Origin of the sequence: Noviherbaspirillum cavernae (genome assembly GCF_003590875.1) — a bacterium.
Classification (GTDB): domain Bacteria; phylum Pseudomonadota; class Gammaproteobacteria; order Burkholderiales; family Burkholderiaceae_D; genus Noviherbaspirillum; species Noviherbaspirillum cavernae.
This window is the reverse complement of the sequence record NZ_QYUN01000002.1, coordinates 3,380,817-3,393,829: the sequence shown is the minus strand read 5'-3', so window position 1 is coordinate 3,393,829 and position 13,013 is coordinate 3,380,817. Positions and strand designations below refer to the sequence as shown.

The following is a 13,013-nucleotide window of genomic DNA, read 5'->3' as shown; positions in this document are numbered from 1 at the left end:
GAAATTCAGGAGAAAATCATGGCATCGGTCAACAAGGTCATCATCGTCGGCAATCTCGGGCGCGATCCGGAAACGCGCTACATGCCCAGCGGTGACGCCATCACCAACATCACGGTCGCAACGACTGACAAGTGGAAGGACAAGGCAAGCGGCGAGCAAAAGGAAGCGACCGAATGGCATCGCATTTCCTTCTTCGGCCGGCTGGCCGAAATCGCCGGCCAGTATCTGAAGAAGGGGTCGCAGGTCTACATCGAAGGCCGGCTGCGCACACGCAAGTACACCGACAAGGACGGCGTTGAGAAATTCGCTACCGAAATTGTGGCGGACACCATGCAGATGCTCGGCAGCCGTCAGGGTGCGGGCGGCGGCGCACCGATGGGCGACGACTACGGCAGCGCGCCTGCGCCGCGCCAGAATGCGGGCGGCAATGCCGCCGGTGGTGGGGCATCGCGCGCACCGGCCAGACCGGCTCCCAACTTCAGCGACATGGACGACGATATCCCGTTCTGACGCCATCCTCTGACAGAGGTTGTCCGACAAGAAAAGCTCCGCATGACGGAGCTTTCTTTTTTTGTGCGGTTTCATTGCGGGTTTTGCGAATGAATACTTGCCATGCATCAAATGTTCATGATTCAATTTGTTAATATTGCAGAGAAGAAAGATATGCCATCTGCTTGATAAGAAACGATTCGCAGCAGACACAGAAGATTAAGCATCAAACAAGAATGTTTTCCAATAGCCCCGAGCGCCGCGATATCGCGTCCAAAGCACAGCTAGACAGCCTGATGGAAGCTGCGGGTGATGCCGTGTTCCGCCTGAACGAGAAGGGCGAAATCCTCTTCGCGAGCAATCGTGCGATCGAGTTGATCGGCCCCGAGGCGAATCTGGCCGGTCAACCGCTGACGGCGATCGCGCCCGATCCGGATCAGGCCGCGCTGCGGGGCGCGATTTCGCAGGCGCTCGCCATGCGCGTGCCGAGCCGCGTCAACATGCGCATGAAGACGCCGGCATCCGCACTGTGGGTCGAATTGCAGATCACCGCGTATTCGACCGTGCAGGGCGAGGTCGAACTGCTGGCGGTCGGGCGCGACATCTCGGGGCAGCACGCCACCGAGGAGCGCCTGCGCCATATGGCTACGCATGATGCGCTGACCGGCCTCGCCAATCGCTCCCTGCTGTCGGACCGGCTGCGCATGGCGATTGCGCAGGCGCGTCGCACCGATACGGGATTCGCGGTGGTGGCGCTCGATCTCGATGGTTTCAAGAAGGTCAACGATGCGCTCGGCCACGCCGTCGGCGATGTGCTGCTGCGCGTCGCCGCCGCGCGCTTGTCCGAGGCGATCCGCGCGGTCGATACGCTGGCACGCGTGGGCGGGGATGAATTCGTCGCCGTGCTGCCGGGCGCGGCGACCGAGGCGGAGATCCAGGCCATTGCGCGGCGCATGATTGCGGCCATGCAGCTGCCATTCGACATCCAGGGCCATGCGCTGTATGTCGGCACGTCGATCGGCGCGGCGATCTTCCCGGACCACGGCGACAGCGAAGTCAAGCTGCTGGCGCATGCCGATACCGCGATGTACCGTGCGAAGGAGACCGGCAAGGCGCGCTGCGTCATCTATGACCAGCACAAGTTCACGCAGCCGGAACATGACGTGTCGATGGAGGCGGCGATGTTCCAGGCCGTCCGGGATGGCGAATTCCTGCTGCACTATCAGCCGATCGTCGATGCGCGCACGCGCCGCATCATGGGCTTCGAAGCCTTGATGCGCTGGGTCAGTCCGGACAAGGGGCTGGTGCCGCCCGCCCAGTTCATCCCGATGGCGGAAAGCAACGGCCTGATCAACCTGCTCGGCGCATGGGTATTGAAGGCCGCGTGCGTGCAGCTCAAGCGTTTCGAGGAAGTGGCCGGCAGGCCGCTCTACGTGTCGGTCAACGTCAGTCCGCGGCAATTCCGCAACGATCAGTTCATCGACATCATGGACGAGGCGATCCAGCTGTCCGGCCTGCGGGGCGAGCAGTTGCTGCTCGAAATCACCGAAGGCATCCTGATGTCGGACCCGGAGCATGCCGAAACCCTGCTGACCGCCATGGTCGAGCGCAACGTGCGCATCGCGATCGATGACTTCGGCACGGGTTATTCCTCGCTGGCTTACCTCAAGCGCTTCCCGATTGCCGCGCTGAAGATCGACCGCGAATTCATCAAGGACCTGCCGGGCTCGCTCAAGGACGCGGCGATCTGCAATGTGGTCCTGAGCCTGGCCAGCCATCTGAACCTGTCGACAGTGGCCGAAGGGGTCGAGAGCGAAGAACAGCTGGAGTTCCTTGCCGACAATGGATGCGCGCTGGTGCAGGGCTTTCTCACCGGCGCGCCCTTGCTGCCCGAAAACGTGATTGCGCTGTTGAGCGACGAGTCCCGTCGCGAGGCGCCATCCCTCGCCGCACAATAAGAACAACCTCATCATGAGCATCCCCAGGACCGAAACCGTCAGTGCGGACAAAACGATGTCCCAGTTGTGGGCGCGCGTGCGTCAGCGCGGCGACCTGCCCGGTTTTTCCAAGGTCGTGCGCATCATCATCGGCGCCATGCGCGGCGACGACGATCGCGAGTTCAACATGACCCGCACCGTGCTGTCCGATCCGGCTCTCACGCAGAAGGTGCTGCGGCTTGCCAACAGCGCGATGTACTCGGTGTTCGGGCAGGATGTCAATACCGTTTCCAAGGCCGTGATCGTGCTCGGCACCGAGGCGATCGGCCATCTGGCGCTGGGTCTGAAGCTGATCGACGGGCTGTCCGCCGCCTCGACCGAGTCCGAGCGCGCGCGCAGTGAAATGGAAAAGGCGGTGCTGGCCGGCCATATCGCGCGCCAGGTCGCGTCGTCCGCGAGCCGGCGCGATGCCGAGGAGGCCGTGGTTTGCTCGATGCTGCATACGCTCGGCCGCATGATGGTGGCCTTCTATCTGCCCGACCAGTGGCAGCGGATCCAGGCGCGTTGCGCCGAGAGCGGAATGCGCGAAGAACAGGTTGCGGTTGAGGTGCTCGGCCTCGGTCTCGACGATATCGGCCGGCTTGCCGCCAGGCGATGGAGCCTGCCGGCCCCGCTGATCGATACGCTCAAGGATGTCGAGCCGCAACCGGTCGAGGAGCCGCTGGACCATGCCGACTGGCTGGCAGCGGTCGCTACGCTGTCGTCGCGATGCGCCGACGCGGTGTGTTCGGGCGGGGGCGAGGAGGCTTCCGACGCGATACTGGCGCTCGCCGGGGACTTCGCCGACATGCTGGGGCTTGATGTGCCGCAACTGCTGGACGCGGTGGAACTCGCACAGCAAACGCTTGCCGAAGAGGCCGTGGTGGAGGTACACGCCGGCAAAGGCGTCCGGGCCGAACGCAGGACGGTGCCGCCGCACAGCGGCGGCAAGCCGGTGGAGGCGATCGACATTCTGACGCGCGGCGTGTCCGACATGCGCGGCGCGGTGCGGACCGCCAGCACGGGCCAGCTGCTGACGATGGCGCTGGAAACCGTGTACCAGGGACTCGGTTTCAGCCGTGCGGTGGTTTTCCTGCGCGACCAGGAGCGCGGGCAGTACAACGCCCGCATGTGCTTCGGCGACGGCGTGCAGGAGCTGCTGTCGCGGCTGGTATTCGACGATGCGTATCAGCCCGATGTGTTCCATGCGGCGCTGGCGAACGACAAGATCGTGTTCGTCGAGAATGCGCAGGAGCCGTCCTTCACGAACAAGGTGCCGCGCTGGTGGAAGGCCTCGCTGCCGACGGTGCGCAGCTTCATGGTGCTGCCGCTGACCGTGGACCGCCGTCCGGTGGGCTTCATCTACGGTGACTGGGATATTGCCAGTCCCGCCGCCAAAATCGAGTCGCATGAGTTCATGCAGCTGAACGAATTGCGCGTATTGGTGGTGCAGGCGGTGGAACAGCGCCGCCAGGAAGAGTCTGTCTGGGCGCGACGGATGCTGTAAGTGCGCCTGGCAACGTGATTCCGGGTTGCGTTGCCGGACGTCATGTGCTGCTTGCTGCCGTGCTTCGCGATTTCCGATCTCTGTTCCGCCGCGCAACACCATGCTTCATTTTGCCGCGCTCTGGAAACTTGCGCGCGCATCGCTGTTGATGATCCTCAATTCTTCTCTGTGTTCGTTGATATAGGCGACATGTCGTTTTGCTGGTAGATTCATTACCTTTTCGACAATAACAATACCGCCATGAACGACTGGATGATTGCAGGGGGCGTCGGACTGGGTGCTGCATTGCTGTGGCTTGCCTTTCACGGCGGCGGCAAGCCGCGCTACAAGAGCAAGCCGGTGTTGACGGGCGGCGATCTCGAATTCTTCCATACCTTGCGCAACGCCTTGCCCGGCTGCCATGTCTTTCCGAAGGTCGCAATGACGGCGCTGCTGGAGCCGACCGGGCTCGGCAGAGCGCGGCAGCTGGCGCATGAGCGTATCGCGGCCAGGCGTGTCGGCTATGCGGTATTCGACGAAGACATGCAGCTGCGCGCGGTGGTGGAACTGAGCCATCGTTCGGGTGTGTCGCGCAAGGAGCTGGCGCGGGATGAATACCTGGCCAGCGCCGGCATCAAGACCCTGCGCTTCCACGCCAGGCAGCTGCCATCGGAGGCAATAATCGAACAGGTGATTTTCGCCCGCTCGGTGCGTCAGCTGCTCCACCGCGACGTGTCGAATACGAATGCGCGCTCCTCGAAGATGGAGTCGAGGCGCCAGAAGACGCCGTGGCGGAACACCGCCAGCATGAACATCTGACTTTCCGACGGCTCGCTGGCGGCGAAGGCGGTGTGGCTCAACAGTGCGGCGCAAGCACCGGCCTGCGGGTCGCGCACCGATTCGTAGCGGATGATCTGAATATGCTCCTGCCGCGCCTGCGAGGCCAGATCCTGGCAGGGCCGGTAATCGGCGGTATGCGTCCATTGCGCACGCCGCCCGGACAGCGGCGGCTGCCGCAAGTCGATGGCGGTGCCGCGCACCGGCGTCCTGAACAGCGTCTGCTGCATCGGTTTGATCGATTTCAGCGCGGGGCTGTCCATCAGCAGGCGCCAGCGCCAATAGCCGAGTTCGGCGCAGGCGGTGCGCTGCTCCTCCGCGCCGTAGAACACGCCCGGATCGTTCGGCCCGCGAAAGCGCGAACCGGAGGGCAGGGGCGGATAGCGGAACGGCGTGAACAGCAGCCAGTGCAGGCTGCGCTGCGCAGGCGGCACTGCCGGTTTGGCCTCGTCCAGCAGACGTTCGAGCAGCATCTGCTCATCCAGCGTGTCGACCAGCACCATCGTCGCGACCCGGTGCTGCGCCTCGACCGCGCGCCACAGGTCCAGCGCGACGTGCGTCGCCTCAAATCCGGCCACGATGCGCGTCGAGATAATGCAGCACGCGCACCAATCCTTCCGCGCTTTCAATCAGATCGGCCGGTCGCCCGTTCAGGCCGAGGTTCTCGCCGGCCAGCCATTGCCGTGCACTTTCGCCGTGTCCCAGCACCGCATCGAGCGAGCGGAACAGGCGAATGAGCAAGAGTGCCAGTTCCCATTCCTTTGTCCGTGCGGGATTGAGCACATAGGTGCCCGCGCACAGGCGCGATGCGGTCGCCGGGCTGATGCCCAGGATACGCGCCAGCGATGATTGTCTGAGCTGCAATAGCTCGGCGGCGCGAACAATTGCCTTGGAAACAGTCATTCCCGCTTCCGGTTGCGCTGATGAATTGAGGTTGTGCATGCGGCTCCTTCATTTCCATGGAAAGAATATGCATTAAAACATTCAATAGCAATAAATTAAATTGGGGACAGAGCTGTTAACCTCTCCTATAATGGCCTGACTTTTTGTCCGGTTTTCGCCATGGCCCGCCTTCCCCGACTCGTCGTTCCACAGCAGCCGCACCACATCATTCAACGCGGCATCGATCGCCAGCCGATCTTCCGCGATGCAGCGGATTACACCGCCTTTCTCGCATGGCTGCGCGAAGCATCGCGCCAGTTCAAGGTGGCCATTCACGCCTATGTGCTTCTGCCGGACCATCTGCATGTGCTGGCGACACCTGCCGACCAGGTCGGGCTCGGCCGGATGATGCAATGGGTGGGAAGGCAATACGTGCCGTACTTCAACAACAAGTACGGCCGCGCCGGCACCTTGTGGCAGGGCCGCTACAAGGCCACGGTGATCGATGCCGAAAAGTATTTCATGACATGCAGCCGTTATATCGAGCTCAATCCGGTGCGCGCCGGCATCGTTGGCTCCGCCGCCGAATATCCGTGGTCCAGCTATGTCCATCACGCTGGCGGCAAGCCCGATCCGCTGATCACCGATCATGCGATGTACTGGGCCTTGGGCAACACTCCGTTCGACCGCGAGGCCAATTACCGCAATCTGGCAGAGCAAGCACTCACGCTGCAGGAGGTCGAGGCATTGAGCGAAGCGACGCTGAAAGGCTGGGCATTCGGTTCGGAGAAGTTCAAGGGGCGTCTGGAAAAGACCGTCAACCGGCGCGTCAGCCCGGCAAAGCGCGGCCGGCCGGCTGGAAAAGTTGCTGAGCCGCCATCCGACTCCGAATAAATCCGCATCAATCTTGTGTCTCCTCTGCAATGAAATTCCTGTATCTTTGCGGCGAGATTTACTCTGTCCCTAATTATAAAATCTCAAAAAAGCTGTTGGTATTAATTTTACTCTGACCCTTTTTATTTTGATTGAACAATCTTTTGCACTGCACTATTCTTCAACATCAATATTCAAAAGTTGCGGAGAACGCTTATGCACGCGCAAGGTCTTTACGATCCAGCCAACGAACATGACGCCTGTGGTGTCGGTTTCATCGCCCATATCAAAGGTACCAAAAGCCATTCCATCATCGAGCAGGGCTTGCTCATCCTGAAGAATCTCGACCACCGGGGCGCGGTCGGTGCCGACAAGCTGATGGGCGATGGCGCGGGCATCTTGATCCAGATTCCGGACCAGTTCTATCGTGAGGAAATGGCGAAGCAGGGCGTGAACCTGCCGCCGCGTGGCGAATACGGCGTCGGCATGGTGTTTTTGCCAAAAGAAAATGCTTCCCGCATTGCCTGTGAGCAGGAAATCGAGCGCGCCGTCCTTGCGGAAGGGCAAGTCGTGCTCGGCTGGCGCGATGTGCCGGTCGACTTCGACATGCCGATGTCGCCGACCGTGCGCACGAAAGAGCCGGTGATCCGCCAGATTTTCATCGGCCGCGGCGCGGACATCATGGTGACCGATGCGCTGGAGCGCAAGCTGTATGTGATCCGCAAATCCTCCGGCCACGCGATCCAGGCGCTGAACCTGATCCACGGCAAGGAATTCTTCGTGCCGTCCATGTCGGCGCGCACCGTCGTGTACAAGGGCCTGCTGCTGGCCGATCAGGTCGGCGTGTACTACAAGGATTTGCAGGACCCGCGCTGCGTTTCCGCGTTGGCGCTGGTGCACCAGCGTTTCTCCACCAACACCTTCCCCGAGTGGCCGCTGGCGCACCCGTACCGCCTGATCGCGCACAACGGCGAAATCAATACCGTCAAGGGCAACTTCAACTGGATGCGCGCCCGTGAAGGCGTGATGAAATCCGCCGTGCTGGGCGACGACCTCAAGAAATTGTTCCCGCTGATCTATGAAGGCCAGTCCGACACCGCCTGCTTCGACAACGCGCTCGAGCTGCTGCTGATGGCCGGCTATCCGCTGGCGCAAGCAATGATGATGATGATCCCGGAAGCCTGGGAAAACCACACGTTGATGGACGACAACCGTCGCGCGTTCTACGAATACCACGCCGCGATGATGGAGCCGTGGGACGGCCCCGCCGCGATGGCCTTCACCGACGGCCGTCACATCGGCGGCACACTCGACCGCAACGGCCTGCGTCCGGCGCGCTACATCGTGACCGATGACGATTTCGTCGTGATGGCGTCGGAATCCGGCGTGCTGCCGATCCCGGAGTCGAAGATCATCAAGAAATGGCGTCTGCAGCCAGGCAAGATGTTCCTGATCGACCTCGACGCCGGCCGCATCATCGACGACAAGGAACTGAAGGATACCTACGCCAACGCCAAGCCGTACAAGCAGTGGATCGACTCGGTACGCATCAAGCTCGACGAGCTCGAGCTCGAACCGGCGGAGCAGAAATCGACCATCCCGCTGCTCGACCGCCAGCAGTTGTTCGGCTACACCCAGGAAGAGCTGAAATTCCTGATGGCGCCGATGGCAGCCGCCGGTGAAGAAGCCGTCGGCTCGATGGGCAACGACTCGCCGCTGGCAGTCATGTCCAACAAGAACAAGACGCTCTATCACTACTTCAAGCAGCTGTTCGCGCAAGTCACCAACCCGCCGATCGACCCGATCCGCGAAGCGATGGTGATGTCGCTGGTGTCCTTCATCGGCCCGCGCCCGAACCTGCTCGACACCAACAACATCAATCCGCCGATGCGGCTCGAAGTGTCGCAGCCGATCCTCGACTACGCCGACATCGCGAAGCTGCGCAACATCAGCGCGCATACCGGCGGCAAGTTCAAGTCACATGAACTGAACATCTGCTATCCGGTCGCATGGGGCAAGGAAGGCATCGAAGCCCGTCTCGCCTCGCTGTGCGCGAAGGCGGTCGATGCCGTCAAATCGGGCCACAACATCCTGATCATTTCCGACCGCAAGGTCGATGCGGAGCATGTCGCGATTCCGGCCTTGCTGGCGACCTCCGCGATCCACCTGCACCTGGTCAGCAAGGGTCTGCGCACCTCGACCGGCCTCGTGGTGGAAACCGGTTCGGCCCGCGAAACGCATCACTTCGCGCTGCTCGCCGGCTATGGCGCGGAAGCGATCCATCCGTACCTCGCGATGGACACGTTGAGCGAGATGGCGAACGGCTTGCCGGGCACGCTGTCGCCGGAAAAGGCGATCTACAACTTCCAGAAAGCAGTCGGCAAGGGCTTGATGAAGGTGATGTCCAAGATGGGCATCTCGACCTACATGTCCTATTGCGGCGCGCAGATATTCGAAGCGATCGGTTTGTCCAAAGCGCTGGTCAGCAAGTACTTCCGCGGTACCGCGTCCAACGTCGAAGGCATCGGCGTATTCGAGATCGCCGAGGAAGCCTTGCGTCTGCACACGCTCGCGTTCAGCGCTGACCCGGTGCTGGCGAACGCGCTCGACGCCGGCGGCGAATACGCCTTCCGCGTGCGCGGCGAAGACCACATGTGGACGCCGGACGCGATCGCGAAGCTGCAGCATTCGGCTCGCGCCAACAACTTCAACACCTACAAGGAATACGCGCAGATCATCAACGATCAATCCAGGCGCCACATGACCTTGCGCGGTTTGTTCGAGTTCAAGATCGATCCGTCGAAGGCCATTTCGCTCGATGAAGTGGAACCGGCCAAGGAAATCGTCAAGCGTTTCGCCACCGGCGCCATGTCGCTCGGCTCGATCTCGACCGAGGCGCACGCCACGCTCGCGATCGCGATGAACCGCATCGGCGGCAAGTCGAACACCGGCGAAGGCGGCGAGGACGAGAACCGCTATCGCATGGAGTTGAAGGGCATCCCGATCAAGAAGGGCGAAACGCTCGCGTCCGTGATCGGCAAGGACCGCATCGAAGTCGACATGCCGCTGCTGGAAGGCGATTCGCTGCGCTCCAAGATCAAGCAGGTGGCGTCGGGCCGCTTCGGTGTCACCGCCGAGTACCTGACGTCCGCCGATCAGATCCAGATCAAGATGGCGCAAGGCGCGAAGCCGGGCGAAGGCGGCCAGTTGCCGGGCCACAAAGTGTCTGAATACATCGCCAAGCTGCGCTTCTCGGTGCCGGGTGTCGGCCTGATTTCACCGCCGCCGCATCACGACATCTACTCGATCGAAGATCTGGCGCAGCTGATCCACGACCTGAAGAATGCGAATCCGAAAGCCTCGATCTCGGTCAAGCTGGTGTCGGAAGTCGGCGTCGGCACGGTCGCCGCCGGCGTCGCGAAAGCGAAAGCCGACCACGTCGTGATCGCCGGTCATGATGGCGGCACCGGCGCATCGCCGCTGTCCTCCGTCAAGCACGCCGGCACGCCGTGGGAGCTGGGCCTTGCTGAAACGCAGCAGACGCTGGTGCTGAACGGCCTGCGCAGCCGCATCCGCGTGCAGACCGACGGCCAGATCAAGACCGGCCGTGACGTCGTGATCGCCGCGCTGCTGGGCGCAGAGGAACTCGGCTTCGCCACTGCGCCGCTGGTTGTCGAAGGCTGCATCATGATGCGCAAATGCCATCTGAACACCTGCCCGGTGGGCGTGGCGACACAAGACCCGGTACTGCGCGCCAAGTTCTCCGGCAAGCCGGAACACGTCGTCAACTTCTTCTTCTTCGTCGCCGAGGAAGCGCGCCAGATCATGGCGCAGCTGGGCATTCGCACCTTCAATGAACTGATCGGCCGTTCCGACCTGCTCGACAAGTCGAAGGCGATCTCGCACTGGAAGGCGAAGGGACTCGACTTCAGCCGCATCTTCTATCAACCGGAAGTGGGGGCGGACGAACCGCGCTACCAGGTCGAGGAGCAGGATCACGGTCTGGAAAAGGCGCTCGACCACAAGCTGATCGCACAGGCAAAGCCGGCGCTCGACAAGGGCGAGAAGGTGTCCTTCATTTCGCCGATTCGCAATCTCAACCGCACGGTCGGCACCATGCTGTCCGGCGAAGTGGCGAAGAAATACGGTCACGAAGGTCTGCCCGACGACACCATTCACATCCAGTTGCAAGGCACGGCAGGCCAGTCGGCCGGCGCATTCCTCGCCCACGGCATCACGCTGGACCTGGTTGGCGAAGGCAACGATTACGTCGGCAAGGGCTTGTCGGGCGGTCGCATCATCGTGCGTCCGAACACCGAGTTCCGCGGCCGGGCGATCGACAACATCATCGTCGGCAACACTGTGCTGTACGGCGCGATTTCCGGTGAGGCATTCATCAACGGCGTGGCTGGCGAGCGTTTCGCCGTGCGCAACTCCGGCGCGATTGCCGTCGTTGAAGGCACCGGCGACCACGGCTGCGAATACATGACCGGCGGCACCGTCGTCGTGCTCGGCGCAACCGGCCGCAACTTCGCCGCAGGCATGTCCGGCGGACTCGCTTACGTGTACGACGCAGACGGCGAATTCGCGAAGAAGTGCAACATGGCGATGGTCGCGCTGGATCACGTTCTCCCCAGCGCGGAGCAGGAAGCGAAGATCGATCGCGCCATCTGGCACAGCACCGTGCGCAACGGTGAAGACCAGACCGACGAGGCGATCCTGAAGAGCCTGATCGAGCGCCACTTCAAGTACACCGGCAGCACGCGTGCGCGCAACCTGCTGGACGACTGGGCCAATGCACGCAGCAAGTTCGTCAAGGTGTTCCCGACCGAGTACAAGCGGGCCTTGGGCGAGATCAACGCGGCACAGGGCAAGGAAAAAATTGCGGCGTAAAAAAGTAGGGTGGGCACTCGTGCCCGCGCGGACGCTGAAGTAACCGGCGTGGGCATGCATGCCCACCCTACCGATAAAAACACTGAAGGAACATCATGGGAAAAGTAACCGGCTTTCTGGAATTCCAGCGCCTGCAAGAAGCGAGCGAAGCACCGCAATCGCGCAAGAAGCACTACAAGGAATTCACCGTTCACCTCTCCGACGCGGATGCGAAAATCCAGGGCGCGCGCTGCATGGATTGCGGCATTCCGTTCTGCAACAACGGCTGCCCGGTCAATAACATCATCCCCGACTGGAATGATCTGGTTTATCACGGCAACTACCGCGAAGCGCTGGACAGCCTGCACTCGACCAACAACTTCCCGGAATTCACCGGCCGCATCTGCCCGGCACCCTGTGAATCCGCCTGCACGCTCGGCATCAACAGCGACCCGGTCGGCATCAAGTCGATCGAGCATTTCATCATCGACAAGGGCTGGGCCAGCGGCTGGGTCATGCCGCAAGTGCCGGCATCGAAGACCGGCAAGAAGGTCGCCGTGGTCGGCTCCGGCCCCGCAGGTCTGGCCGCCGCGCAGCAGTTGGCGCGCGTCGGCCATGACGTGACCGTGTTCGAAAAGAACGACCGCGTCGGCGGCCTGCTGCGTTACGGCATCCCTGACTTCAAGATGGAAAAGTCGCACATCGACCGCCGCGTCGAACAGATGAAGGCCGAAGGTGTGAGCTTCCGCACCGGCGTCCTGGTCGGCAAGGATTTTCCCGCCAACGTCACCAACTGGGCCAAGGAAACCATCTCGCCGGAACAGCTCAATAAGGAATTCGACGCCATCGTCATCGCCGGCGGCGCGGAACAGCCGCGCGACCTGCCGGTGCCGGGGCGCGACCTGAAGGGCGTGCATTTTGCGATGGATTTCCTGCCGTTGCAAAACAAGGTCAATGCCGGCGACAAGCTGAAAGATCAGCTTCTCGCGACTGGCAAGCACGTGGTCGTGATCGGTGGCGGCGACACCGGTTCCGACTGCGTCGGCACGTCCAATCGCCACGGCGCAGCATCGGTCGCTCAATTCGAATTGCTGCCGCAACCGCCGGAGCAGGAAAACAAGCCGCTGGTGTGGCCGTACTGGCCGACCAAGCTGCGCACCTCCTCGTCGCATGAGGAAGGTTGCGAGCGCGATTGGGCGGTCGCCACCAAGCGCCTCGAAGGCAAGAATGGCAAGGTCGAGAAGCTGATCGCGGCGCGCGTCGAATGGAAGGACGGCAAGATGGTCGAGGTGCCGGATTCCGAATTCGAGATGAAAGCCGACCTGGTGCTGCTGGCGATGGGTTTCGTCTCGCCGGTGCAGCAAGTGCTGGACGCATTCGGCGTCGAGAAGGACATGCGCGGCAATGCGAAGGCGACAACTGATGGCGAGGGCTGTTACAAGACCTCGGCCGACAAGGTGTTTGCCGCGGGCGATATGCGCCGCGGCCAGTCGCTGGTGGTGTGGGCGATTCGGGAGGGCCGTCAGTGCGCCCGCGCGGTCGACGAATTCCTGATGGGATCGAGCGTGCTGCCGCGTTAATCATTCCGCAAGAGTTTC

At 62.0% G+C, this 13,013-nt stretch carries 9 protein-coding genes; 7 read left to right on the top strand and 2 right to left on the bottom strand.

From position 1 onward, the window contains the following. Positions 1-18 precede the first annotated feature (18 nt). The 4 genes from ssb (at position 19) to D3870_RS15845 (ending at position 4,770) form a co-directional block, all read left to right on the top strand. A complete protein-coding gene (gene ssb / locus D3870_RS15860) occupies positions 19-510 on the top strand; it encodes a single-stranded DNA-binding protein (RefSeq protein ID WP_119740582.1) in 492 nt (163 codons plus the stop codon). A gap of 215 nt (positions 511-725) precedes the next feature. Beyond that, the gene (locus D3870_RS15855; RefSeq protein WP_119740580.1) at positions 726-2,447 is read left to right on the top strand and encodes a putative bifunctional diguanylate cyclase/phosphodiesterase; all 1,722 of its coding nucleotides are present in this window, start codon (positions 726-728) and stop codon (positions 2,445-2,447) included. Between the two features lie 13 nt (positions 2,448-2,460). Further along, positions 2,461-3,972, top strand: a complete 1,512-nt coding sequence (locus D3870_RS15850) for an HDOD domain-containing protein (RefSeq protein WP_119740578.1) — start codon at positions 2,461-2,463, stop codon at positions 3,970-3,972. A 240-nt stretch (positions 3,973-4,212) separates the two neighbouring features. After that, positions 4,213-4,770 (top strand): DUF2726 domain-containing protein, encoded by a 558-nt coding sequence (locus D3870_RS15845; RefSeq protein WP_119740576.1) that lies wholly within the window; start codon positions 4,213-4,215, stop codon positions 4,768-4,770. Here D3870_RS15845 and D3870_RS15840 read toward each other — a convergent pair. Next, positions 4,665-5,366, bottom strand: a complete 702-nt coding sequence (locus tag D3870_RS15840; RefSeq protein WP_242490001.1) for an RES family NAD+ phosphorylase — start codon at positions 5,364-5,366, stop codon at positions 4,665-4,667. The genes D3870_RS15845 and D3870_RS15840 overlap by 106 nt on opposite strands. Further along, positions 5,353-5,691 (bottom strand): antitoxin Xre/MbcA/ParS toxin-binding domain-containing protein, encoded by a 339-nt coding sequence (locus tag D3870_RS15835; RefSeq protein ID WP_242490000.1) that lies wholly within the window; start codon positions 5,689-5,691, stop codon positions 5,353-5,355. Before D3870_RS15835 ends, D3870_RS15840 begins: the two co-directional genes overlap by 14 nt. A 159-nt stretch (positions 5,692-5,850) precedes the next feature. Between D3870_RS15835 and D3870_RS15830 the strand changes: the two genes are divergently transcribed. The 3 genes from D3870_RS15830 (at position 5,851) to D3870_RS15820 (ending at position 12,995) form a co-directional block, all read left to right on the top strand. Beyond that, the gene (locus tag D3870_RS15830; protein ID WP_119740572.1) at positions 5,851-6,564 is read left to right on the top strand and encodes an REP-associated tyrosine transposase; all 714 of its coding nucleotides are present in this window, start codon (positions 5,851-5,853) and stop codon (positions 6,562-6,564) included. 195 nt (positions 6,565-6,759) lie between these two features. Next, positions 6,760-11,436 (top strand): glutamate synthase-related protein, encoded by a 4,677-nt coding sequence (locus D3870_RS15825; RefSeq protein WP_119740570.1) that lies wholly within the window; start codon positions 6,760-6,762, stop codon positions 11,434-11,436. Positions 11,437-11,531: 95 nt separating this feature from the next. Continuing rightward, complete coding sequence (locus D3870_RS15820; RefSeq protein WP_119740568.1) at positions 11,532-12,995, top strand: glutamate synthase subunit beta; 1,464 nt, start codon at positions 11,532-11,534, stop codon at positions 12,993-12,995. Positions 12,996-13,013 lie beyond the last annotated feature (18 nt).

What these genes read in the sequence shown, in the direction of transcription:
- D3870_RS15850 (WP_119740578.1), top strand. Translation starts at nt 2,461, where the DNA reads ATGAGCATCCCCAGGACCGAAACCGTCAGTGCGGACAAAACGATGTCC.
- ssb (WP_119740582.1), top strand. Translation starts at nt 19, where the DNA reads ATGGCATCGGTCAACAAGGTCATCATCGTCGGCAATCTCGGGCGCGAT.
- D3870_RS15825 (WP_119740570.1), top strand. Translation starts at nt 6,760, where the DNA reads ATGCACGCGCAAGGTCTTTACGATCCAGCCAACGAACATGACGCCTGT.
- D3870_RS15835 (WP_242490000.1), bottom strand. Translation starts at nt 5,691, where the DNA reads ATGACTGTTTCCAAGGCAATTGTTCGCGCCGCCGAGCTATTGCAGCTC.
- D3870_RS15820 (WP_119740568.1), top strand. Translation starts at nt 11,532, where the DNA reads ATGGGAAAAGTAACCGGCTTTCTGGAATTCCAGCGCCTGCAAGAAGCG.
- D3870_RS15855 (WP_119740580.1), top strand. Translation starts at nt 726, where the DNA reads ATGTTTTCCAATAGCCCCGAGCGCCGCGATATCGCGTCCAAAGCACAG.
- D3870_RS15830 (WP_119740572.1), top strand. Translation starts at nt 5,851, where the DNA reads ATGGCCCGCCTTCCCCGACTCGTCGTTCCACAGCAGCCGCACCACATC.
- D3870_RS15845 (WP_119740576.1), top strand. Translation starts at nt 4,213, where the DNA reads ATGAACGACTGGATGATTGCAGGGGGCGTCGGACTGGGTGCTGCATTG.